This is a genomic window from Subsaximicrobium wynnwilliamsii (assembly GCF_007997225.1).
Lineage (GTDB): Bacteria > Bacteroidota > Bacteroidia > Flavobacteriales > Flavobacteriaceae > Psychroserpens > Psychroserpens wynnwilliamsii.
In genome coordinates this window covers 140,865-166,562 of record NZ_VORM01000004.1, presented here as the reverse complement: position 1 = coordinate 166,562, position 25,698 = coordinate 140,865, and the positions used below count along the sequence as shown (strand labels likewise).

The following is a 25,698-nucleotide window of genomic DNA, read 5'->3' as shown; positions in this document are numbered from 1 at the left end:
CGTGTTTAAGAGCAGTATCGGTTCTAAACGTACCAATAGTAGATTCAGCACTTCTAACCAATAGATTGGCTCCATCCGGCTAGAATAATTTTCCCCGACGGAAAATAATATTATATTTGCAACTGATGCAAAAACACAATCATATAAAAGCACTTTTCTTTTTAGGCATATTCGGCCTAATGCTTTTACATCAAGTAGTACCTCATTTACATCATCAACACGACGTTGAACACTCACATAAAGCTGTTTCAAATAGTAACAGTGACAGTCATAGTCATCATCACGATGTTCCAGAAAAAGAAAGTTCTAATAAAGGGCTTTTAGATTTATTTCTGGAGGTTCACATACATTCTGTAGTTGCTAATGAAATAGTTGTAACTCACAACAGTAGTGTCAAACAACTCAAGCTTAAAAAGGATGTAAAAACATCTATCTTTCTTAATCGTTATAGCATTTCCATAAACTATGATGATGAAGCCGAAAAGCTTACGGTCTATCATCCGCCAAATATTTATTGCCATCAATACCTCTCCTCCCTCGACACACGAGGCCCACCCTCTTTAGGTTAATCGTTTAGGAACATAGTACTGCTTCGGTACTATTCCTTTTTACAAATTCAGACCTGTCTGCTGACGGGCATGATTAAACCTAAAATTTCAAACAATGAATAAATACATCGTATTCGCAATTTGCGGGTGCCTGTTCTTTATTAATGGTTTCTCACAAACAACAAACATAGAGGAACTGCTTAATGAAATAGAGCAGAATAATATAGAGCTAAAGGGCTATCAATCGTTTATTGAAAGCCAACAACTTGAAAACAAGAGCACTAATAATTTGCCAGACCCACAGCTTTCTGGGTTTTATTTGCCTTTTGGCGATAATGCAACAGGGGATTATACCGAATATCAAATATCTCAATCTTTTGAATTCCCAACGGTATATGCTGCACGTGGCCAATGGAATGCCTCTAAATCACAACAGCTAGAATCTGGCTATGAAAAAAGAAGGCAGGACGTATTGCTTAATGCCAAGGAGCTTTTAATAAAACTCGTTTTCTTGCAAAAGCAAAAAGCGATTGAAACCGAAAGGAGAACCCAAAGCAAGCAGGTTTTCGACCAAATTCAGGAACTTTTCAATAAAGAGCAAGTAGGTATTTTAGATTTGAACAAGGCTAAAATTGCCTGGATTCAAGAGCAATTTATAGTTCAGCAGATTCAGAGCGACCTCCAAATTCAAATGTCCAAACTTAAAACCTTGAATGGAGGGAAGCCATTGGCATCACTTTCAGCATTGATAGTTTTGCCTGCTGAAATTGGTACAATAGAAAATCTTTGGCAAGAAAAATTAACGAAGGAGCCTCTATTGCAGGAATTGAAAGCCAATGAAACTGCTTCATTTCAAAAAGTAAAATTGGAGAAAAACAAAGTACTGCCAAACATGGCACTGGGCTATAATTATCAAGGGGTAAGCGGAAACAATTATTCTGGATTTTATGGCGGGATTTCGATTCCACTTTGGAGCAGTAAAAATAAAGTAAAAGCTGCCGAAGCAAATTATGAGTACCAGCAATCCAATACCGAAGTAATCACTACCTCGCTTTACACACAATTTCAAGAAACATATAATCAATACCTATTGATGCTCGAGAAGTTCAATGAGTATCAAACCACAATGGGTAATTTAAATAGTGAGCAATTGCTTTTTAAAGCTTATCAGTTGGGCGAGTATTCGTTTATGGATTATTACGTGGAGCTTCAGTTTTATCGAAATGCATCCGATAAAATGCTGCAAATGGAAATGGAATTACAATTGCTTCAGACGCAATTATTAAAACATCAATTATAACTTTTAAAACATACACTAATGAAATCGAAGATTCACGAATACCAAAACAAACATTTAGCAATGAGTAAAATTTCAAAACTAATAGTCACAGTAGCAATAGCATCAACTTTTTTGCTAAGCTCTTGTAGGGACACAAAAACTGAAGCAACAGACGACCACGGCCACGAACACGAAGCCGATGGAAGCCATATGGATGAAGAAGCTGTGGAACAGGAAGAATTTCAAGTAGGAAAAGATGCTATGGAAACAACGAAAGAGGAACACGGTCACGAACACGATGCGGACGGTAATCATTCAGATCATAATGACTCTGAAACTCACAAACACGATGATGGCGCTGAACACCACGAGCACTAAAGAATAACTGATACTAAAGATGAAACATCCATTACCTAAACTATAATTGCACAAACGTATGATTATTTGGATGTACCATTTGACCGATAAAAATCAATAAATAAAGACAAATGAAATATTTAATAATAGCAGTGTTCGCCTTTTTGGCAATGTCTTGCAATGAAAAGGCAGAAGACGCACACGCACATAATGAAGATGGTAGCCACGCCGGAGAAGAAATTCCGCGATTGAGCCATACCATTTGGACGGATAAAACCGAATCATTTGTAGAATTTCCTGCATTGATTGTTGGTAGTCCCAGCAGGTTCGCAGCCCACTTTACGGTGTTAGACAAGCACCAACCCGTTCGCGAAGGTTCGGTTACGCTTAGTTTAATTAAAGGAGATAAAGGGTTGCGCAATACTGCCGAAAAACCTTCATCGCCGGGCATTTTTTCGCCAACCATTCAGCCTAAAGAAGCAGGAACCTACCAACTTGTTTTTGAGTTGAAAACACCTGACTATTCCGATAAAATTACGATAAACGATGTAACTGTTTATGCAAATACGGATGATGCCATAAAAGCATTAGGTACTGCCGAAGAAGATGCTGGAATTTCATTCTTAAAGGAGCAGGCTTGGAAAATCGATTTTCAAACCGCAGTAGTGGTTTCAGGTGAAATTTATGATGTTATTAATACTTCTGGGGTTTGGATGCCATCACCAGGTTCGGTAAAATCATTGGCAGCAAAATCCAATGGCGTGGTCGATTTTAAAGTGAATAACCTCACGGAAGGCACCGCTGTAAAACAAGGTCAGCTTCTGATGAGTTTGAACAGTCAAGGTTTGGCTTCTAATAATTTGAGTACTGAAATAGCCAATGCACGTTCCAATTTTAATCAGGCAAAATCTGAATACGAACGTAAAAAAGAATTGTACGATTCTAAAATTATCCCGAAGTCAGAATTTGAAAAAGTGGAAAGCAATTTTTCAATTGCCAAATCCAATTATCAATCCTTGACATCGGGTGTTTCCGGCGGAAGCAAACAAATTCGTGCGCCATTTGAGGGTTTTATTAAGTCTATTACAGTTTCCAATGGCGATTATGTAGAGCAAGGTGTGGCATTGGTTACTGTTGGCACGCATCAATCCAAAGTATTAAAAACCCAGTTAGCACCTAATTATGGACTTAGTATGGAAAATGTACAAGGTATTTGGTATCAAACTAAAAACGGAGAATGGAAAAGCGTTACAGATGCCGAAGGGGAAATTCTTTCTATTGGTAAAGATGTAGAGCGAGAAAATCCATTGATCTCAGTTTACGCGAAAGTAAATGTAGACGTTGATATGCCAGAAGGGAGTTTGACACCAGTTCAAATAGCAATGGGGAATGCCACCCAAAACACAATGATTCCTGTGAATGCCATATTGGAAGACTATGGCAGTTATTCCGTTATCGTTCAGCTTTCAGGCGAAAGCTTTGAGAGACGACCTGTGCAAATTGGAAAACGCAATGGCGAGAATGTAGAAATACTGCAAGGTCTGGAAGTGGGCGAAGTGGTTGTGACAACTGGCGCTTACCAAGTTAAAATGGCTTCAATGTCAGGCTCAACACCTGCTCACGGTCACGATCATTAATTAGTTGTGAGCTTTGAGTTGTGAGTTGTGAGTTGTGAGCTTTGAGTTGTGAGAAGTGAGTTGTGAGCTGTGAGCTATGAGTGAAGATGTCTTGAAAATTCAACCTCCAGTTTCAAAAACTGGCTCTATGTTGTTTTGAGAGGGTAATGGTTTACACCATAAAAGTTGTTGCTTTATTTCTCTGTGTAACTCCGCGGAACTCTGCGAATCTCTGTGTAATAAATAGCGCAGAGATTCGCAGAGACAAAAGAGATTCACGGAGAAATTGGTTTAAATACTGATAGCACATCTGTTATTTAGGCCATTGCATTTTACCCGCAATAGTCAACATAGAACCCAAAAATTCGACCTCCAGATTCAAAAATTGGCTCTGTGTTGTTTCGAGTGCATAACGGTTTACACAATAATAGTTGTTACTTAATTCCTCTGTGTAACTCCGCGGAACTCTGCGAATCTCTGTGTAATAGCTATAGCGCAGAGACTCGCAGAGACAAAAGAGATTCACGGAGAAATTGGTTTAAATACTGATAGCACATTTGTTATTTAGGCCATTGCTTTTTAGTCACAAAATTCAACATTAAAAATTCAATAAAAATGTTAAACAAAATATTATCAATTTCACTTCACAATAGATTGCTCATTCTGTTGGGAGCGGTTGCGTTGAGCGTGTTGGGCGTGTATTATGCCCGCACAATGAACGTAGATGTATTCCCAGACCTTACAGCGCCAACGGTAACTATTCTTACCGAAGCGCACGGAATGGAATCTGAAGAAGTAGAAAAATTAGTAACCTATCAATTGGAAACAGCCTTAAATGGTTCGCCTAATGTGAGACGGATCCGTTCGTCATCGGCAGCAGGAATTTCCATTGTTTGGATAGAATTTGAATGGGGAACCGATATTTATCGGGCACGACAAATTGTAAGTGAACGCATCCCTATGGTTCGTGAGAACTTGCCTGAAGGTATTGGCGCACCAACAATGGCGCCTATTTCATCTATTATGGGCGAAATAATGCTCTTGGGTGTGACTTCTGACAGTTTATCACCGATGGAGTTAAGAACTTTATCAGATTGGACAATTAGACCACGAATCAAAGCAATTGGTGGTATCGCAAATGTAGTGGTCATTGGAGGCGATTATAAGCAATACCAAGTATTTGCCAATCCTGAAAAGATGAAGCATTATAATGTACGTCTTACAGAATTGGTAGAGCACGTGAAGGAAGCAAACACCAATGCACCAGGAGGCGTCATTAATCAATATGGAAATCAATACATTATAAAAGGAAGCGGTAGAGCTTATGCTCTGGAAGATCTGGAAGAAGCGGTTTTAAAACAAGTGAACGGTCAAAGCATCAAAATCAAAGATGTAGCAACTGTTCAAATTGGTGCTGCCGATAAAATTGGCGATGGTTCTTTAAATGCAAAACCGGCAGTAATCTTAACCATTTCAAAACAACCCGATGTCAACACCTTGGAACTGACAGACCGATTGGATGAAGCTATTGTTGATTTACAAAAAACCTTGCTAAAGGGTGTCGACATCAAAAGTCAAATTTTTAGACAGTCGGACTTTATTGATGCTTCCATCAGCAATTTGAATCAGACCCTATTGGAAGGTGCATTCTTTGTAATGATTATCCTTCTCATCTTTTTAATGAATTGGAGAACCACCTTAATTTCCTTATTGGCAATTCCTATTTCACTATTGGTGTCCATCATCATTTTAAAATGGTTGGGTTACACCATCAACACGATGAGTTTAGGAGGTATGGCAATTGCCATTGGAGCTTTGGTGGATGATGCCATTATTGATGTGGAAAACGTTTATAAACGCTTGCGCGAAAATATAAGGAAGCCAAAAGAGGAACGCGAATCAACCCTGACAGTTGTACGAGATGCTTCCGTAGAAATAAGAAGCTCAATCATTATCGCAACCTTGATTATCATTGTATCTTTTATTCCCTTGTTCTTTTTGAGCGGAATGGAAGGACGTTTGTTGCAACCTTTAGGAATAGCATTTGTCACTTCAGTATTGACATCTTTAATTGTTGCGGTAACCGTAACACCAATTTTATGTTCCTATTTATTGGATAATGAAAAGCTTTTAAAGAAACAATCTGAAGGCACAAAAGTGGAACGTTGGTTACAGAAACATTATGGCAACCTCTTGGAGCGAGCTACCAGAATCCCTAAAACAATTATCGGTGTGACAGTCATCGCCTTTATCATAAGTATGTTGGTTTTAACCCAATTGGGACGAAGTTTTCTGCCAGAATTTAATGAAGGCTCTATGGTAATAAGCGTGGTAGGTCCACCGGGAATGTCTTTGGAAGAAAGTAATAAAACAGGTAATTTAATCGAAACAATTTTATTGGATTTACCCGAAGTGGAAGTCGTTACCCGAAGACAAGGGCGTGCTGAATTGGACGAACACGCACAAGGCGTTAATGCTTCAGAAATAGATGTGCCTTTTGTACTCGAAGACAAAACCAAAGAAGCATTTTTTGAAGAAGTCCGAAACAAATTGAGCATCGCACCAGGCGTTAATATTACCTTAGGACAACCCATTGCACACCGAATTGACCATATGCTTTCGGGTACACGAGCCAATATTGCCATCAAGATTTTTGGTCCAGACTTGCAACGCTTGTACGAGGTGGGCAAAAGTGTAGAGCAAAACATCAAAGATATCGATGGATTGGCAGATGTTGCGGTTGACCAGCAAATTGAAGTACCACAGATTCGCATCCAACCAAAACGCCAAATTCTCTCGGCTTATGGAATGACGGTAGGTAACTTAATGGAACAGGTGGACATTGCATTTGCGGGCGAAGAAGCAGGCGAAATTTATGAAGGTCAGAAGTATTTTGATTTGGTGGTTCGCTATGAAAAACCGTTTCGAGATGATATAGAAAACATCGGCAATGCTTTAATCAGTTTACCAAATGGAGGTCAAACCACTTTGGGCGAATTGGCAACGGTAGCTTCTGTTAGCAGTCCGAGTAAGATTAGTCGTGAAGACGTACAACGTAAAATTGTAGTGGCTGCCAATGTTCAAGGCAGGGATTTACGTGGTGCCGTGGAAGAAATCAAAGAAGTTGTGGCGAACAATGTAAATATGCCAGAAGGGTATCGCATTCAATACGGCGGACAATTTGAAAGCGAAGCCAAAGCATCACAATTACTATCTATAACAGCAATTGTTGCCATTGCTATTATTTTCTTGTTACTCTATTATGAGTTTAAAGATGTGAAATTGGCTTTTGTGGTGTTGATCAACCTGCCATTGGCACTAATCGGTGGAATCTTGATTGTGTATTTTACATCAGGCATTATCAGTATCGCAGCAACAATTGGTTTTATTAGTTTGTTCGGGATAGCCACTCGTAACGGAATCTTATTGGTTTCCCGTTATGAAGATTTGAGAAAAGAAGGAATAAAAGGATTTCAGTTGATAAAAACTGGAGCATTAGACAGATTGAATCCAATTTTAATGACAGCCTGTACAACAGGTTTGGCATTGATACCATTGGCATTGAAGGGCGGCGAACCAGGCAGTGAAATCCAAAGCCCTATGGCCGTGGTTATTTTAGGTGGTTTGCTTTCTGCAACGGTTTTGAATTTGTTGGTTATTCCATGTGTGTATATGTTGGTCGTTAAAAGACGCTAAGTGAGATTACAGATAATACGTCCTGCCCAATCCAAACAATAAAAAATTTATGGGTTGTGAACAACAAACGATGTTCATAATCAAAATTTTGGGCAGGATATATTTATGTGATAAGAAAATTTGAGGTAAACCCTCTGGAAATCTTGATAATGCCCATTCTAAACGTAAAAAATGTGGCACCTAAAATTAGCCACACCACAATAAAAGGAATCTGATTCTCCCTGATATCGCCATTAGGGTGCCTCAAGGGAACAGGCGTATCGTATTTTATTTCTGCCAGATAATGAGCTCCTTGCTCTATAAGCTCCTTGCCACTATCTGAGTTAAAAATAAACGGTCCTTCTTCCATCAGGAATTTGATCGTGCCATTGGTCAATGCTTTTACAGTCTCTACTTGATCTTCATCAATTGTAACCAAAGCAATCTCTTGACCTTCTTTTACCTCAGCCCCATCAGCTACCAATTTTTTTGAAGCGTATAGGTTTTTACCGTTTTGGCACTCCAACTTGGGGCTGGCACTGGTTTCACGTCAGCATAAATCACGGGATCATACAATCCTATGGCAGCGAAGGGATCTCAAAATAAAACGCTGCTCATGAGCGTGAACAATGGATCGAACTTGCTATTGAATGTTTCTGTAATGGATTGCGCTTTTACAGTATAGGATCTCGAAATTGATTTATTCTGTGAATCTGTAATGATGACTTCATAAGGAATCCCTTCTACAAGCCCTGATGCTTTATTGGATTCTAATGCCGTTTCCCGATTAGACCATTTGAAACTAAAAGGTGGAGTACCTCCAAGGACATTCAACTCAATATAGCCATCATTTATGACGGAAGTGGGATTGCCGGTTTCAGCCTCAACCCTTAAACGATCATTGGCTTTGGATGTGCTTTGTTGGCTTTGCGAGCTTGTTGTGAGGAGTAGAAAAGATATCAAGAAACAACAGTAAAGACTTTTTCATAGTTGTTTACTATTTACTGTCATACACGCTTTTAAGAAAGGGAATCACTTGCTTTTGAGAACGCTTTTTTCAATTTTTAATTGATTGTAAAATAAAAGTTTAAAACACCATACAAATTGGAAAAAAATAATGTTTTGCATGAAAATTAATCGGCCTTTTGCCCTAATTGAACACGGGTTCAAAAGCATTTTTTGCATAATAGACATAAGAGCGCTGTATCATGGGCTGTCACGATTACGCAGAACTTATGGTAACTATTAAAATGAGACGCTTACGAAACACTATTTGCAGTTTTATGTTAGTATAGGTGGTTGCTTTTCGATATTCAAATTTATGAGAATTCTGATTCTGAAAATCCACGGGCTTACATTAATCTAATTATGTGAGGCTTAGGTTTTGAATATTTAGGAATGATTGTTACCTTGTCGCCAAATCTTAACAGTTTCATTTGAAAAAAAATATTAAAAATATAGCCGTAGTACTCATACTTGTTTTATGTGTTTTCTTGTTGGTCACTCGTTCTTCAGCATCTGAGAATGTAATGGTCGCAACGCATCTAGAGACAGTAGCTGCAACAGCTATCAAACCCCAGTCAAAGGAGAAATCTCCCATTTTGATAGAGCGATACCCTGAAAACACTACAAAAGGCGTGCGCCATAAATTAGATTCGTTATTGCAACGAATTAATGAAAGACATGATTTTCACGGCGCAATATTAGTGGCTAAAAACAATAAAGTACTTTATAACAATCAAATAGGGTATGCAGACTTCAACAAGAAGACACCACTGCATGAAGAATCTGCGTTCCAGTTGGCCTCAGTGAGTAAACAGTTCACGGCCGCTGCTATTATGCTACTGAATGAGAGGAATCAAATTAAGCTAACAGACACCGTAAACGCCTATTTCCCTGATTTTCCCTATGCGGATGTGACTATTGAGAATCTTTTGAATCATACCGGTGGATTGCCAAAATATTTTTGGGTCGCTGAGCATAAATGGCAACAAGAAAAAGCACCCATAAACAGTGAAATGATGGCACTGCTAGAGTCAAGTAATGTGCAACGGTTTTTCAAGCCTGGGCGTACTTTTGATTATTCCAACACTGGTTATATCGTTCTGGCTTCTATTGTTGAAAAGGTTTCTGGTACTTCTTTCAGCTCTTTTTTAAAGAGTAACATTTTTGAACCACTGGAAATGAAACACTCTTATGTCTACAGTTTTGAGAATGACAGTATCAAAGAAAATCAACTGGATGGGTATCGATTGTATAGAGGATGGCGGCATCTCAAAATACGCGGTACTGTAAATGACGCCATTGTTGGCGATAAAAATGTATATACCACAACCGAGGATTTGTTTAAGTGGACCCTTGGATTAAATACAGGAAAACTCCTTACCAAAGCCTCGTTGGATCTTATGTATTCAGAAGGAGAAACGGTTCACGGGAGAAAAATACCCTATGGCTTTGGATTCAGAATTGATACTAAAGAAAAAAACCGCATCTATCATCACGGCAGATGGAATGGGTTTGGCACAGGACTTACCAAATATTTAGAAGATGATCTGGTAGTTATTGTCTTAGAACATACGAGTTATAAGGCTATAAGATCACTAAACGAAAAAATCAAGGACATTGTTACAGAACATTTTGGCACTTGATTTTGTAGTAGCGGTTGTCAACATTAATAAGCCTTTCAAGACATTGAGAGGCTTTTTTATTTGATTGCAAGTCGGAAAATGAACTAAAGTTAAACCCTCTGACCTAGGTCATTTCCAAAACACTTGGTTCATCATAAATTAGTAGCCACTGAAGTGTTTAATCTCTAAATTTTTTAAATTATGTCACTCGTAAAATTTAACAGAAGACATGGGGGAATCTTATCAGATCAGATTTTTTTGACAATAGCGATTTCTTTAACAATCAACCTTGGGACAATCAGTTGAATGAACCAGCATTGAATATTAAAGAAGCCGATGACGCTTTTGAAGTTGAATTGGCTGCACCCAGATTTTCCAAAAAAGATTTTGAAGTCACCATTGATGATGGCTGCTTACATATCTCAGCAGAAAATTCTTCTTCCGAAGCCGAAAAAAAAGAGAACTACACACGTCAAGAGTTCAGTTATAGTTCTTTTGAGAAAAGCTTAATGCTTCCAGACTCTGTGAAAGAAGAAAATGTTAAGGCACATTATAAAGATGGTGTTTTGCGTTTTAATCTTACTAAAAAAGTAGCATCTGAACAGCGCAAACCAAAAAAAATTGAGGTTTCTTAGTACGCAATCTTTTTGCATGCGCTCAAAACACCCTTTGCCCAAAACTTAAATAAAAGATTTGGCAAGAGGGTTTTTTTAATTTTTACCTTATTGCTATCATTAAAATCCAATTATTATGTTAGAACCTTTTGCGCTTTCCATAGCAGCTGTTGTAGAAAAATTAAATAGCAATCTCACTGATGGCTTAACTGAAAACGAGGTAAAACAACGTATAAAAAAACATGGAAAAAATGAAATCGCTGCTAAAGCGGGTAAGACAAAACTAAAAATCCTTATGGATCAATTTAACGATCCCATTATTTTCATTCTTGCCGTAGCAGCAGTGCTTACCTTCTTTTTCAATGACGATTTGCCAGAGACCATCGCTATAATTACGGTGATCTTAATTACCGTGATTATTGGATTTATAATGGAATTACAAGGTCTTCGTTCTTTGGAAGCCCTTCGTAAAATGGGCATCACAGAAAGTAGCGTTTTGCGCGACGGAAAAATAAAAGCTATAAAATCATCATTATTAGTTCCTGGAGATATCATTATAATAGAAGCTGGAGACGTGGTTTCTGCTGATGCTCGCCTTATTACCATTGAGAATTTAGCCATTAAAGAAGCTTCGTTAACCGGAGAAAGTAGAGCCATACTTAAGACCATAAATTCGCTTCCAAAAAACACAACCTTGCCTGATAGGACAAATATGCTATTTAAAGGAACGACGGTAGAGCAAGGTTCTGCGAAAGCAATCGTTGTTGAAACAGGATTGCATACGCAACTTGGTAAAATTCAGCAAATGGGAAGCGAGGTTGAAGAGCAGCGCACACCATTAGAGAAAAAGCTGAGTGAATTGAGCAAGTGGCTTATTTGGCTGACCTTAATTTTTGCCGTCCTCATTATTTTTACCGGATATTTAAGAGGGCAGGACATGCTTTTAATCATAGAAACAGCAGTAGCATTAGCTGTTGCAGCAATCCCAGAAGGACTTCCAGTGGTTGCAACCATTGCCTTGGCTAGAGGAATGCTCAAACTATCCAAGCGACAGGTCATCATTAAACAAATGGAAGCGGTAGAGACCTTGGGAGCTACAAACATAATTTGCACAGATAAAACAGGCACACTTACCGAAGATAAAATGCAGGTGCATACTTTGGTTTTTGAAGATGAAACAGTAACCGAAATCCAAAACAAAGCCCATGCTTACTTCAACGAATTAGAGAAATCTGAAGCTTTTAATGCCATGTTGATGACCAGTATGTTGTGTAACAATGTTATTTTGAATGCTGAAGAACTGCGCGGTGACAGTATTGAATTGGCACTCATTCAATTTGCTGAAAAAGTACATTTCAATCCCAAAAAAGTCAAAGAAGAGCATCCTGAAATCATGGAGATCCCTTTTACAACGGAAAGTAAGTTGATGGCAACATTAAATAAAAATGAAGCCAAGGGTTATACGGTTTATGTGAAGGGCGCCTTTGAAAGTGTGATACATCACTGCAATACGATTTTGAAGAATAACACATCAGAAGAATTCAAAAACAAAAAAGAATGGATTAGTCGTGAAAATGATTTAGCATCTCAAGGATTAAGACTATTGGCTTTTGCGTTCCGCAATCACGAAACCAAGCCAAATAAAAACGATTTATTATCAGAGTTGACTTTTATAGGCATCATTGGATTTTTAGATCCAGCCAGAGAAGATGTGGCATCCACCATAAAAGTTTACAAAGAAGCAGGTATAAAAGTGGTTATGATGACAGGAGACCATCCTGGAACTGCCAGAAAAATTGCTGAAGAAATAGGCTTAATATCCACAAATGCGACTTCAAATAGCATTATACATGGAAAAGATTTACAGTTTGAAGGTGAACACCGCACTAATCAAACAAAAATTTTGGATGCTTCAGTCTTTGCAAGAGTAACACCAGAACAGAAGTTAAAACTGGTTCAACTCTTCCAGGAGAACGAAAACGTTGTTGGCATGTTTGGCGATGGTATCAATGATATTCCTGCATTACGCAAGGCAGATATTGGTATTGCAATGGGCATTAGAGGTACGCAAGCTGCCAGAGAAGCTGCGGATATTGTTCTTAAAAATGACAAATTTACCGCCATGGAATTGGCAATAAGTCAAGGGCGTGCTGTTTTTGATCATGTCAGGCAATTTGTAGTCTATTTATTATCCTGCAATTTGGCAGAGGTGGTTTCTGTAGGTTTAGCGGCTTTATTGGGTTTACCCGCACCTTTGTTACCGCTACAAATCTTATTTTTAAATTTGGTTACAGATATATTTCCGGCATTAGCCTTAGGAATGGGTAAAGGCGAAGTGGATATTATGAAACGACCACCCAGAAAAGCAAACGAACCCATTTTGACCCGAAAACTGTGGTCGTCTACCATTATTTATGGGATTAGTATAACCGCAGCGGTTGTGGGTATTACGGCGTATGCCTACTTTGGATTGGAGTTTTCAGCCCAAATAATAAACAATATGGCATTCTATACTTTGGTACTAGCCCAATTGTTTAATGTTTTTAATATGGCTGAAAATAAGGTCTCCTTTTTTAAAAACGAAGTCATAAAAAATCCTTGGGTTTGGTCTGCTATTGGTATATCCCTGTTTTTGACAATAGGTGCCTATTATATTCCACCAGTGGCAAACGCACTTTTCTTAATCAATTTATCTTTAGAACAAATAGGTTGGGTTATTGTTTTCGCATTAGGATCATTGGCTTTATCACAAATTATAAAGCGTTTGGGAGGTACATTTTAAATGATAGTTTTATGGACAGGTATTGTCCAAGTTGACGCCACAGTTAGCCCGGGTTTTATTTGTTATTAGAGTCTTTTTAAATCTGTCTCAATACAAACGCTGTGATGTTTTAATTGAAAAAAACAATCGGCAGGATTAAAATTATTGTGTACCCATTTTTTGTCATATTGTCAAAAAAAATATGCGAACACTAGCCTGCAGGCTTGCAAGTCTGCGAAATCTGCGGGAACTAAACATAAGCGCATGGAAGAATTATCCCGCAGATTTCACTGATTTACACAGAATAAAAAACAAATATTTGTTTTTGGTGATGAAATAGAGATGTTGCTATAATGGAACCATTTATAGCATTATGATGTTTTACAAACAATCGATAAAATTATAAGGACAAATCGAAAATTAAAGCATTCTGGCTTCCACTTTATTCCAATTAATAATGTTTAGGATTTTATTAAGGTACTCGGTTCTTTTATTTTGATATTTGAGATAGTAAGCATGTTCCCAAACATCAATACCTAAAATTGGTGTTCCGTTCATCTCTGCTACTTTCATTAAAGGATTATCTTGATTAGGTGTAGAGAAAATACGCAGTTTTTTATCAGTATCCTGAACAACCCAAGCCCAGCCAGATCCAAAACGTTTAGCACCTGCCTCTGATAATTCATTCATAAAAGCCTCCTCTGACCCAAAATCTTCGATAATTTTGGCTTTAAAGGCATTGCTCATCGTGCCACCGGGAGTTAAGATGTCCCAATAGAGACTGTGATTAAAATACCCACCACCATTATTCCGTATCGCTTCAGAGAGATTATCCATACTTAAAATTTCTTCAATTGTTTTTCCAAAAATATTGGCGTCTTTTAACGCTGCATTCAGTTTATCGGTATAGCCTTGATGGTGTTTTGTATAATGAATTTCCATAGTTAAAGGGTCTATAGTGTCAGGAAAGGCATTATAACCATAAGGAAGCTCGGGCAGCGTAAACATACCTGTTGCTGTTGTCTTAATATTTTTATCCTTTATTGATGCTGATTTGCAGGCCGACAGTAGCACGGAAGGCGCAATGTAAGCACCTATTGAAATCAATATGCTTTGTTTTAAAAATTTCCGTTTGTTCATGGTTTCTGTTTTTTTTCAATGGCATGGTTTAATAAGGTGTAATAGAAACTTGCGTTATACACTTGGCTTGTAATGCTGTCTTTCTTGAGGTATTTCCATTTCAAGGTTAAGCATCTAAAATATTATCATGCCCAAGTATGGTATAACCCATCATTTCAAGGACGTGTTTGGCATGTTCAAAGTCGTGTTTCGTAAAAAAGTCAAAGCTTACGGTTTCCTTTTTTAAGTCAACCGCTACATCACTAATATGTCTTAATTCAATAAGCCTTTTTACAATGGATTTTGTGCAAGTGTCACAGATGAGGTTTTGTATGTGTACTGTTGATCTCATTCTTTGAGTATTGAAAAGATTTGGGTAATGGATGTAAATTTTTCGTTTACAAGGCATTGTGAATGCCGTTTTATACAACTTTCTAAGTAGCGTCAATGGTATTTTATAAAATTAAAAGACGCTCATTAAGATTCATAATCATTAAAATTAAGTCCTTGGGATTGATCTTAACATGACCCTGGTCATTTGGTTGAGAATAATGCTCTATTTCGCCAGAGTCTATAAAGCAGCAATATATTGAGTGATCCCAATGCAATGGGCTAATTATTTTGGCCTGACTGACAAGTAGATGTAGATCCCATAACTGCTATTATCTAAGCTGATTTTAATGATAGATGTCATATTTAAATTGCTTTAAGACAGCTATTTTTACTGAAAAAGACATTTGGATACTATTTTCTCAAAATTAAGCATTACCGACCTTTGGTTAAAAATTGTCATAACTTTTGCCGTATGTATTCTTGTGGGATTGGTTTTACAATTGGTGGTCTTTTATCTTTTAAAGACCTATAACAAAAAAAAGCCAACGGTTTTAAAAACACAATTGTTAAAGCACTTAGAAACACCCGTAAAACTTCTCTTGCCTATTTTATTTATTTATAGCTCGTTTGGTTTATTCAGTATAAGTAAGGTTTGGCATACTGTGATTGAAGTTATCATTATTGTCAATTTCACTTGGGTCTTGCTTGCAATTATAAGAGCCGTAGAGGAAATAGTAAAACAAAAATTCACAACCAATAGCAGCCATAAAGCTAAAGAACGAAAAGCAATTACCCAGATGCGTTTTATAAAGAGTGCGTCTATCGTTGTTATTGTGACACTGGCCACTGCTACTATTTTATGGAATATCCCAGCGGTAAGAACCATCGGCACAACCATTCTTACCTCTGCTGGCGTTATTGGTATTATTGCAGGTGTTGCTGCTCAAAAATCCATTGCTAACCTCATAACAGGCATGCAAATCGCGTTTACACAGCCTATTAAAATTGATGATGAGGTGGTTATTGAAGGCGAGTTTGGCACTGTAGAGGACATCACACTTACTTATGTGGTAATAAAAACCTGGGATTGGCGACGACTGGTATTGCCATTAAACTATTTTAACGACCATCATTTTATTAACAGAAGCTTCAATTCACCCGAATTGATAGGCACCGTTTATTTGTATGTCGATTATACGTTTCCAGTGGCTGAGCTGCGAAAAAAATGTCTTGATATTATTGGAGAAAATATACTATGGGACAAAAAAGTAGCCCAATTATTAGTAACCAACGCCGATGCCGTTAGCGTTGAAGTAAGAGTCACATTTAGTGCTAAGAATGCAGCGAGCGTGTGGGATTTAAGTTGCCAAATTAGGGAACAGCTCATAACTTTCATTCAAGAGCAGTTCCCAGAATCTTTGCCAAAAATAAGACGAGAACCACCCATAAGCCAAAAAGAAACCTAATGTTTGTTTTATCTTGTAAAATAGATAACTTTATAAAAATAAATAGGTTATGCCAATTTCTATGATGACTGATGTTCCAAACGAAGATCTTTTTCAAAATATTTTTCAATCATCTGTTGAAGGTATTTTAGTAGTTGATGAAAACGGAGGCATTGTCATGGCAAATCGGGCTTGCGAACAGTTATTTGGTTACAATCCTGAAATTTTAGCAGGCAAAAACATTGAAATCCTTATTCCACAACAATTTAAGCAACATCATAAAAGACATTTTGAAACCTATACAAAAAATCCAAAAGCAAGAGCCGTTAGTAAAGACATGGATTTATGGGGTATCAAAAAAAATGGCATCCAATTTAGTTTAGACATAAGCTTAAGTCCTACAGTCATTGATGGTAAACATCTAACCATTGCTTTCTTGCGAGATGCCAGTAAACGTAAAGAAGATTTCAATAAAATTAAAAACGTTAATAATGAACTTTCAGGAAGTAATAGAAGGTACAATACCTTATTAAATAACTTGCAAGGTATTGTGTATCGCTGTAAAAATGATCGGGATTGGACGATGGAATACATTAGCGAAGGTTGCAAGGAAATAACAGGATATTCGCCTGAATACTTTTTGGAGGGTAAGGTTCATTTTTCGCATTTGATATTTGATGAAGACCAAGATAAGGTATGGAATGATACAGAGCATGGGATTGATAAACGGCAACCTTATAGTTTAAACTATCGCATCACAGATAAGAACGGCCATGTTAAATACATGCAGGAATTGGGACGTGGCATCTATGACAGCAATGGTAAGCTTGAAGCTTTGGAAGGGTTTATAACAGACATTACAGCAAAAAAAGAAACCGAACTGGAATTACGCAGAAGCGAATTCAAAACCAAAGCGCTACTAGAAGCGATTCCAGATATGATGTTTATACAAGATGAATTTGGCAAATATCTTGAGTTTTACGTCAATAGTCCAGAAAATTTATTTCTGCCACCAAAAGACTTTATTGGCATAAACATGAAAAATGTTTTGCCTCCAGATGTTTATAAAATAATAAAGCAGTCACATGATAAGGCCATGGCATCTGGAACAATGCAGATTGCAGAATATAGCGTTCAAGGTAAAAAAGGAATAGAACATTTTGAGGCTCGCGTGGTATTGATCAACGACCACGAACTGTTAACAATTATTAGGGACGTGACAGAAGAAAAAGTCAGGGAGGACTTGCTAAGCATAAGAAACAACGCGCTAGCTTCAGCAAATAATAGTATTATAATTGCAGAAGCACAACATCAAAACACGCGAATTATCTACTGTAATGACACTTTTGAGAAAATGACAGGATACACTGAAGCAGAAACACTGGGTAGGAATTGTAACTTTCTTCAAAACCACGATCGAGATCAAAAGGAGATTGGCATTATGAAAAACGCTATCGCAAATGGCGAGGCCTGCAACGTGGTATTGCGTAATTACAAAAAAGATGGCACGCTTTTTTGGAACGATCTAACGATTACACCTGTACATAACGAAAATCATGAACTAACACACTTTATAGGTGTTCAAAATGACGTGACCACTAAGGTAAAAGAGGAAGACCTTAAAGATAAAACCCAAAAGATATTAGAGTTAATAGCGCAAGACAAACCCATACTAGACATAGGCAAAAAAATTATAGAAACTGTTGAAGGGCATCTTAACGAGGGTATTGCCACTATTTTGCTATTAGATAAAGAAACCAAAACACTGCACAAATTGGTCGCACCGAATTTACCAAAAGCATTTTGCAATTATATTGAAGGTACTGCCATTGGTCCAAAAGTAGGCTCAAGTGGTACAGCTTCATTCTTAAAAAAGGAAGTGATTGTAGCTCATATTGCAACCAATGTGCTTTGGGAAGATTATAAAGACATGGCACTAAAAAGTGGTTTAAAGGCCTGTTGGGCATTTCCTATTTTATCGTCCACCAATCAAGTGCTCGGCACCTTTGCCATTTACAGTAAATTGGAAAGAAAACCTTCAGCTAAGGAAAAAGAAATGCTTTTGAATATGACTTACCTGGCGAGTGTGGCTATAGAAAAACATCAAAATATCACAGCCTTGAAAGAAAGCAAAAAGGAACTTGTAGACTATGCCCAAAAATTAGAAGAAAAAGTAGAAGCGCGCACAAAGGAAGTTATGGAAACCGTGCAGAAACTGGTAGAGACCAATTTAAATCTCGAAGACCAAATAATGATAACCAAGCAAGCAGAAAGTGACGCCATAGCGAGTAAAAGCATTGCTTCAGAAATTGCAAAAAACTTCCCAAATGGTTTCATTGCTGTAATAGATAAAGATTTTAAAGTTGCATTTGCTGAAGGGGAAGCATTAGCACAATTAGGCTTAAAAGAATTTAGTAAGGAAGGAATTTTAGTGGATGACGTTACGGTTTTTTCTGAAGAACGAAAGACAAAAATAAAAGAATACACCACAAAAACATTGACAGGCCAGCATCTCGCTTTCGAAATTTCTTATAAAAACAGATACTTTGTTGTAAACACAGCGCCTTTATATGATGAGCATAATAAAATAAGTTATGCACTACACGTTTACAATGATATTTCAGAACAAAAAGCATTTGAATTCAAAATACAAAATGCCTTTAAAAAGGAAAAGGAATTAAGCGAGCTCAAGTCGCGCTTTGTGTCTATGGCATCTCATGAGTTTAGAACCCCATTGAGTGCCATACTTACGTCGGCAGTTTTAATTGGTAAACAAAATGAACCGGGAAAAGAGCTTAAAAGGGAAAAGTACGTTGAGCAGATAGAGAGAAACGTAAAAAACATGGTGGTTATCCTAAACGACTTTCTCTCCTTAAGCAAATTAGAAGAGGGGAAGGTGCAGCCATTGCTAGAACGGTTTGATTTAATTTCCTTTTCGAAACTCTTGATCAAAGAAATTAATCCCATATTAAAAAAAGGACAAACTATTGATTTTGGTAAGGCTAATAACGAGCTTTGGGTGCATTTGGATGCAAAGTTATTACGTCATATCCTTAGTAATCTTCTGGCAAATGCTTCAAAATACGCATTGCCAGAGACAGTTATCGATTTTATCATATCTCAAAATCAAGAAAAGCTGCTCATACAAATCACAGACCACGGTATGGGTATTCCAAAAGAAGAGCAGCACTATTTGTTCGATCGGTTTTTTAGGGCAAAAAATGCGGCCAACTTTGAAGGTACCGGATTGGGACTAAATATTGTGAAAAGCTATACCGAATTAATGGGTGGATCCATTGGTTTTGAAAGTCAATTGAATATTGGAACAACTTTTTGGATTGCTTTTCCTTTGAATAATAGAGAATAAGAAAAGAAACTGAGAATAACATATTGAGTTTCCCAATGTCTTGGGGACGAAAAAAAAATTTTTCGATGAAAAAAGTACTAATTATTGAAGATAATAAGGATGTTCGTGAAAACACGGCAGATATCCTAGAGCTCTCAAATTATAAAGTAAGCACTGCTGAAAACGGTAAAATCGGCCTTGATTTGGCAATGAAACTACTTCCCGATGTTATAGTGTGCGATATCATGATGCCCGAACTAAATGGCTATGAAGTATTACAAACATTGAGTAAAAACACCAAAACGGCAAGTATTCCGTTCATCTTTCTTACCGCCAAAACGGAAAAAACCGATGTGCGAAAAGGCATGAATTTGGGTGCCGACGATTATTTGACCAAACCCTTTAGTGAAACTGAATTGTTAGAAGCCATAGATTGCCGATTGAAAAAACACGACTTTCTTAAAATGGAATTTTCTCGCAACATTAAAGGCGTGTCCCAATTTATTGAAGAAGCTTCAAAATTCTTGGATTTAGAGCATCTCTCAAGAGACTATACTGCGAAAAAATACAACAAGAAGGAGCTCGTCTTCATGGAAGGTAATGCAGCCAATTCCTTATATTTTATAGAATGTGGTGTCGTAAAGACCTTTAAAACCACAGAAAAAGGAAAAGAATTTGTAACAGGTTTTTACGGTACTGGTCATTTTGTAGGTCAGTTATCTTTATTGTCAGACCATGGAACCTATATGGAGTCTGCTGCAATACTTGAAGAGGCAGAGCTTTACGAAATTCCAAAATTAGATTTTACAACACTTATTCACGGTAACAAAGACGTTGCTAATAAATTTGTGAGCTTAGTCTCTAATAATTTGGTGGCCATGCAAGAAGAAATGATGAATGTAGCATTTGCTACGGTAAGGCAGCGCGTGGCAAGGGCATTAGTACATTTGCATACCAATGGTATTCTATCCAACAATGAAGCGAATGGTATTAGTATAGTAAGAGAAGATTTTGCGGGTCTCATAGGTACTGCAACCGAAACAGCTATACGTATGCTAACCGAATTTAAGGACGAAGGATTTATATCCATAGGTGCTGCCAGAAAGATAGTGATAGAAGATATAGAGGCTCTAGAGGCAATTGCAGTGTTTGGTTGAAAATAGAGTAAACAATTCCTGTTATGTTTTTAATTTCTCAATGAAAAAATGTACAGCACTGATGCGTTTATAATCGTTCAGCTATTCAAGTATTTGCTAATGCCTGCCCTCAAACAAAAACAATCGCAACGTCATAAATAATAGGGTTAGTAACAGCGTTGATTAAGCCAATGTGGTTTAAAAAAATACTGTTGCTTTTGTGTTGTAAGTGCTTTTGAATCTTTAGAAACGGCCTTGATGTGTTTTAAATACGAACTCAAATAGGCATCTCTTCAAGCCCATCGTTGAAACGGTCAAAAGTTATAGAAGCTTATTTGTGCAGTTACGCATTTTTATTTTTAAGATCTTCTAGTTTGCCTTCTAAAGCACTAATGAGATCTTCCGCTTTATAGTTCATTTTAGAAATAGTGGCCTCTAATTTTTTGTCAAACGCTTTCTTTTGATCATGAGCGCTTTTGCTAAGATCATTTTTGGCATGTTTTAATCGCTCTGAAATATCGTGCGCAGTATCTGTTACACCGTGCTTAATTTTCCCTCTTGTCTTGCTGCCTTTGTAAGGTGCATAAAGAATACCGACCGCTGCTCCAATGACCGCTCCTGTTAAAAATGAAATAAGTAGATTTCCATTATTGTTTTCCATGATATCAATTATTTATAATTATTAGCTAAAGATAGAGAAAGATCGCTTTACACAAAATGATGCAGGTCAGTTGAAAACGTTTATTGGAAGATTTTAACTTATTCTATGGTGACCTGTTTTTTGCAAATTGACCTATGTCATTTACAGCGTTTAAAAGGCGTGCTATATTGTATCACGATTGGTATTTTGCCATTTTTTTCAATAATGAGGTCAGCTAATTATAATATAAAAGAAAAACAGATCTATTTCAAAGTGTATCAAGATCTTCCACAGTTGGAGAATGCTTTGAAACACTTAGAAGAGCAACGCTTTTTACAAGTTCAAGTTTCTGTATTAGGAAAAAGTGAGCAATTTCATGTTGATAAAAACACAGCAATTTCGAAAGATACAGATACCATAAAAACGTATTGGGAAAGCCGCTTGGGCAATACGATGAATTTTGGTACTTTTTATAATCCACAAACGGGATCTGTTTTTATTGTAGGGTCTTTAGTATCTACATTTCTGCATAAAATAAACGGAAAGTCTTTGGCCACATTATCCTCTGGCCCTTATGGTGTTTTTAGAGGAATTGGTGCTAGTGAAGCCCAAGCCACGCACTGTTTAAAACAGTTGAATGATGGTAATTATGTATTGATTTTAAGAGGTTTTGAACAAGAGTTGCAAGCGTTTGATGCATTATCTTGCAGGCCGATTGATAAATAGCCAAACAATTTTTTTCGAATTGTAAGTTCAAGTAATAATTGCATCAAACAGAATTAAAAACAAAAACTGGAAGTCGAAACTTCCAGTTTTATGCTGCTACAAAAATTAATTTTGTGACTAACTTCAAAAATTGATTAATAGCATCTTTGTATTCTTTTTTGAATAATTATTTTTTCTAGTATTGAATAGTGCATTAAAATAGAAACTGGAAGCCGAGACCTCCAGTTTCCTAATGAAACGATTCATTTTAGCTGTACCTTCAACCAATCAATCAAAGCTTCCATTTCTGGAAATTTATAAAAGATCAATTTTGGCAAAACAAATTCAATCGCTTCATATGAGCCAAGTTTGCCTTACAGCAATCGCTGGCCAATGTTATATTTTCAATAAAATCTGGGACATTTTACTGTCCCAGATTTCTGGAGTAAAGCACTCTTTAGAACCTTTTTGTATTACCTACACTTTTTGCAAAGCCAACCTAATAACTTGAAAGCCTTTAAGAATCTTTTACCACCTAAAATTCAAGTGTATTGCTACAGCAAGAATCTATATGTTTATATTTCAAAGAACATTTATATTTCTAGTATACTGCTAATATAGAGCTCTTTATTGGTGTTTTAAATGACCTGGGTCAGTTGCGCTATTTTCAGTTATTTTTTTGTTCATATCAAATCAATCCATAAAATAGTTTAAGTCCTAAATGGCAGAGACCTTTCTGAAGATAGTGTTGATACTAGTCTCTGAAGGGTCTTAACAGCTATAAGATCATAAATAGTGTCATAAAATAAGGCATAGTGCTGTGAAGCCTTTTATTTGTAAAAAATAAAATCATCGTGCTCATCTACTTTTTTTAAATCCTTTTCCGCTTTATTGATATTTTCAATTCCTTGCAATAGCGCATCTGGATTAAAAGAAATACTATCAATGCCTTCTTTAACCAGAAAAGATGCAAATTCAGGAGAGTCACTTGGTGCTTGGCCACACAAACCTATTTTAGTGTTTGTTTTTTTAGCCGAATGGATGGCCATTTTAATCATCTGTTTTACGGCGTCATTATTCTCGTCAAACAAATCCTTCATTAATTCTGAATCTCTATCAATACCCAATGTAAGTTGTGTTAAATCATTAGAGCCTATGGAAAAACCATCAAAAATTTCAGCAAATTGTTCCGCTAAAATGACGTTGCTCGGGATCTCTACCATGGTGTAAATTCCCAAGCCTTTGTCGCCACGTTTCAAGTCGTTTTCTGCCATGGCAGCCACTACTGTTCTACCTTCCTCCAAGGTTCTACAAAAGGGCACCATGATTTTCAAATTGGTCAAGCCCATGTCTTCACGTGCTTTTTTAATGGCTTTACATTCTAATACAAACCCATCCTTGTATAAGTCATTATAATAGCGCGATGCACCTCTAAAACCTAGCATGGGGTTTTCTTCGTGAGGTTCAAAATCCTTTCCACCAATAAGATTGGCGTATTCATTGGTTTTAAAATCGCTTAAGCGTACAATCACTTCTTTTGGGTAAAATGCCGCAGCAATCGTTGCAATGCCTTGCGATAGTTTATCTATAAAATAGTCTTTTTTATCAGTGTAGGTTACAGTGATTTTTTCAATGGCTTTCTTTACGGAATCGTCTTTGATCTGGTCGAACTTTACCAATGCCATCGGGTGTACCTTAACATGATGGGTGATGATAAATTCCATTCGTAATAAGCCCACGCCGTTATTGGGATAACTTGCCAATTGAAAAGCACTTTCAGGATCGGCAAGTATTAGTTTTACTTCGGTTTTAGGCAAGATTATGTTTGAAAAATCAATTTCTTCCTCCTCAAATGCACATGCGCCTTGATAGATATAACCCGTTTTTCCTTGAGCACAAGACAAGGTAATTGCATCTCCATTTTTTATGGTTTGGGTAGCGTCGCCACATCCCACAATTGCAGGAACGCCCAGCTCACGGGCAACAATTGCTGCGTGACTTGTTCTGCCTCCTTTATTGGTCACAATACCTGCGACTTGTTTCAAAAGCGGATCCCAGTCTGGTGTGATGGTATCGGTTACAATAATGGTGTCTGGTGTTAATTGATCGGCCTCTTTTGGGGATGTTAATAGACGTGCTTTCCCAATAGCGATTTTTGAGCCTACAGCATTTCCTTGAGATAATAGTTTCCCTTTATTTATTAGCTTATAGGCAATGTGGATGTTCTTGTTGCGAGTGTTGTGAACCGTTTCTGGGCGTGCCTGCGTAATAAATAATTCGCTGGTAATACCATCTTTTGCCCATTCAATATCCATGGGTTTTTGATAGTGGTCTTCAATCAAAGTTGCCCATTTTGCAAGTGTAATCAGCTCGTTGTCGGTTAGGACAAACTGTTCTTGTTTATCTTTTGGCGTCTCTATGTTGGTAATGGTTTTTTCCTGGTCAGCTTCAGCATAAATCATGGTCAGTTTTTTATCGCCTAATTTTTTCTGGATAATAGGATATTTATTGTGTGCTAAACTTGGTTTGAATACATAAAATTCATCTGGACTCACGGTGCCTTGAACAATGTTTTCTCCCAAGCCCCAAACCCCAGAAAGTAATATCACGTTCTCAAAACCAGATTCTGGCTCTATGGTAAAACCTACTCCAGAACAACCTTTATCTGACCGCACCATAATTTGCACACCAACCGATAGTGCCACATCATCATGTTTAAAACCTTTGTCTTCTCTATATTTTATGGCACGATTGGTATAAAGGGAGGCAAAACATTTTTTTACGGCTTCAAGTAATGCGGTGCCGCCTTTTACATTCAAATAGGTTTCATGCTGTCCGGCAAAACTGGCATCTGGAAGGTCTTCTGCCGTGGCACTACTTCTTACTGCAACTTCTTTTAAGTCCTTGCCACATAATAGGGTATATTCGTTTTTGATTTCTTCGGAAAAAGCTTCGGAAAATGTAGCACTTAAAATAAGTGCTCTCGCTTGTTTTCCGATGTCTTTAAGATTGGCGTAGGCATCTCTATCGAGTTGCGTTAAAATGGTTTCTAATTTTGTTTGAATGTTGTTTTCTTTCAGAAATTCCCAAAATGCAAACGAGGTGGTTGCAAAACCATTGGGAATGCGAACTCCTTTAGAAGTGAGCTCATTGTACATTTCGCCTAGTGAGGCGTTTTTTCCTCCAACACTTGCAACATCTCTAATGCCTATTTCACTGAATTTTTTAATACGTGATTTCATGTGGTTTGAATCTTTCAGATTATATAATCTAAAAGTACCTTTTTCATTGGTGTTTCAAAATGATGCAGGTCAGTCTAACAGTTGTTTAAAGAGAGTGAAGTATTAGGGCATTCTACCTTAAGTTTTGAGGGTGCTCACAAAAGTGAATAATAAAAAAGAAGCAGGCATCTGAATTCCCATTTATTATGCCCGACTGACCTGTATCATTGTTACTTGCCTAACAACAGGTTAACTTTAGAGTATAAAATCAAAATA

At 37.2% G+C, this 25,698-nt stretch carries 18 protein-coding genes; 12 read left to right on the top strand and 6 right to left on the bottom strand.

Features of this window, described 5'->3' with window-relative positions:
* Window positions 1-125: 125 nt before the first annotated feature.
* The 5 genes from ESY88_RS05030 (at window position 126) to ESY88_RS05010 (ending at window position 7,496) form a co-directional block, all read left to right on the top strand.
* Window positions 126-569 (top strand): hypothetical protein, encoded by a 444-nt coding sequence (locus ESY88_RS05030; RefSeq protein ID WP_147085549.1) that lies wholly within the window; start codon window positions 126-128, stop codon window positions 567-569.
* A 94-nt stretch (window positions 570-663) separates the two neighbouring features.
* A complete protein-coding gene (locus ESY88_RS05025; protein WP_147085548.1) occupies window positions 664-1,848 on the top strand; it encodes a TolC family protein in 1,185 nt (394 codons plus the stop codon).
* Window positions 1,849-1,866: 18 nt separating this feature from the next.
* Window positions 1,867-2,205: a hypothetical protein gene (locus ESY88_RS05020; protein ID WP_147085547.1), complete on the top strand. Its 339-nt coding sequence runs from the start codon at window positions 1,867-1,869 to the stop codon at window positions 2,203-2,205.
* A 110-nt stretch (window positions 2,206-2,315) separates the two neighbouring features.
* A complete protein-coding gene (locus ESY88_RS05015; protein WP_147085546.1) occupies window positions 2,316-3,821 on the top strand; it encodes an efflux RND transporter periplasmic adaptor subunit in 1,506 nt (501 codons plus the stop codon).
* A 594-nt stretch (window positions 3,822-4,415) separates the two neighbouring features.
* Window positions 4,416-7,496 carry an efflux RND transporter permease subunit gene (locus ESY88_RS05010; protein ID WP_147085545.1) on the top strand — a complete coding sequence of 1,027 codons (3,081 nt, stop codon included), beginning with the start codon at window positions 4,416-4,418 and terminating at the stop codon, window positions 7,494-7,496.
* A gap of 103 nt (window positions 7,497-7,599) precedes the next feature.
* Here ESY88_RS05010 and ESY88_RS05005 read toward each other — a convergent pair whose 3' ends face one another.
* Together ESY88_RS05005 and ESY88_RS05000 are read right to left on the bottom strand one after the other, a co-directional pair.
* Window positions 7,600-8,001: a hypothetical protein gene (locus ESY88_RS05005; RefSeq protein ID WP_147089819.1), complete on the bottom strand. Its 402-nt coding sequence runs from the start codon at window positions 7,999-8,001 to the stop codon at window positions 7,600-7,602.
* A 71-nt stretch (window positions 8,002-8,072) separates the two neighbouring features.
* Window positions 8,073-8,438: a SprB repeat-containing protein gene (locus ESY88_RS05000; protein ID WP_147085543.1), complete on the bottom strand. Its 366-nt coding sequence runs from the start codon at window positions 8,436-8,438 to the stop codon at window positions 8,073-8,075.
* A 473-nt stretch (window positions 8,439-8,911) separates the two neighbouring features.
* Here ESY88_RS05000 and ESY88_RS04995 point away from each other — a divergent pair, with 473 nt between their 5' ends.
* The 3 genes from ESY88_RS04995 to ESY88_RS04985 all read left to right on the top strand — a co-directional run bounded on the left by ESY88_RS04995 (window position 8,912) and on the right by ESY88_RS04985 (window position 13,498).
* Window positions 8,912-10,123, top strand: a complete 1,212-nt coding sequence (locus ESY88_RS04995) for a serine hydrolase domain-containing protein (protein ID WP_223270727.1) — start codon at window positions 8,912-8,914, stop codon at window positions 10,121-10,123.
* A 296-nt stretch (window positions 10,124-10,419) separates the two neighbouring features.
* Window positions 10,420-10,737, top strand: coding sequence for an Hsp20/alpha crystallin family protein (locus ESY88_RS04990; protein WP_223270726.1), 318 nt, complete (start codon window positions 10,420-10,422; stop codon window positions 10,735-10,737).
* A gap of 115 nt (window positions 10,738-10,852) precedes the next feature.
* Window positions 10,853-13,498 (top strand): cation-translocating P-type ATPase, encoded by a 2,646-nt coding sequence (locus tag ESY88_RS04985; RefSeq protein WP_223270725.1) that lies wholly within the window; start codon window positions 10,853-10,855, stop codon window positions 13,496-13,498.
* Window positions 13,499-13,897: 399 nt separating this feature from the next.
* Here the strand turns inward: ESY88_RS04985 and ESY88_RS04980 are convergent, their stop codons facing one another.
* Together ESY88_RS04980 and ESY88_RS04975 are read right to left on the bottom strand one after the other, a co-directional pair.
* Entirely contained in the window at window positions 13,898-14,485 is a 588-nt protein-coding gene (locus tag ESY88_RS04980; protein ID WP_223270737.1) for a superoxide dismutase, read from the bottom strand.
* Window positions 14,486-14,723: 238 nt separating this feature from the next.
* A complete protein-coding gene (locus ESY88_RS04975; RefSeq protein ID WP_147085540.1) occupies window positions 14,724-14,948 on the bottom strand; it encodes a heavy-metal-associated domain-containing protein in 225 nt (74 codons plus the stop codon).
* 385 nt (window positions 14,949-15,333) lie between these two features.
* Here ESY88_RS04975 and ESY88_RS04970 point away from each other — a divergent pair, with 385 nt between their 5' ends.
* The 3 genes from ESY88_RS04970 (at window position 15,334) to ESY88_RS04960 (ending at window position 20,877) form a co-directional block, all read left to right on the top strand.
* Entirely contained in the window at window positions 15,334-16,395 is a 1,062-nt protein-coding gene (locus tag ESY88_RS04970; RefSeq protein ID WP_147085539.1) for a mechanosensitive ion channel family protein, read from the top strand.
* A 49-nt stretch (window positions 16,396-16,444) separates the two neighbouring features.
* Window positions 16,445-19,741, top strand: a complete 3,297-nt coding sequence (locus tag ESY88_RS04965; protein ID WP_147085538.1) for a PAS domain S-box protein — start codon at window positions 16,445-16,447, stop codon at window positions 19,739-19,741.
* A 65-nt stretch (window positions 19,742-19,806) separates the two neighbouring features.
* Window positions 19,807-20,877 (top strand): response regulator, encoded by a 1,071-nt coding sequence (locus ESY88_RS04960; RefSeq protein ID WP_147085537.1) that lies wholly within the window; start codon window positions 19,807-19,809, stop codon window positions 20,875-20,877.
* Between the two features lie 322 nt (window positions 20,878-21,199).
* Here ESY88_RS04960 and ESY88_RS04955 read toward each other — a convergent pair whose 3' ends face one another.
* Window positions 21,200-21,517, bottom strand: a complete 318-nt coding sequence (locus tag ESY88_RS04955) for a YtxH domain-containing protein (RefSeq protein ID WP_147085536.1) — start codon at window positions 21,515-21,517, stop codon at window positions 21,200-21,202.
* A 204-nt stretch (window positions 21,518-21,721) separates the two neighbouring features.
* On the opposite strand from ESY88_RS04955, the gene ESY88_RS04950 reads away from it, so the two are divergent.
* Entirely contained in the window at window positions 21,722-22,222 is a 501-nt protein-coding gene (locus ESY88_RS04950) for a hypothetical protein (RefSeq protein WP_147085535.1), read from the top strand.
* Window positions 22,223-23,031: 809 nt separating this feature from the next.
* Here the strand turns inward: ESY88_RS04950 and ppsA are convergent.
* Complete coding sequence (gene ppsA, locus ESY88_RS04945) at window positions 23,032-25,443, bottom strand: phosphoenolpyruvate synthase (RefSeq protein ID WP_147085534.1); 2,412 nt, start codon at window positions 25,441-25,443, stop codon at window positions 23,032-23,034.
* Between the last annotated feature and the right edge of the window lie 255 nt (window positions 25,444-25,698).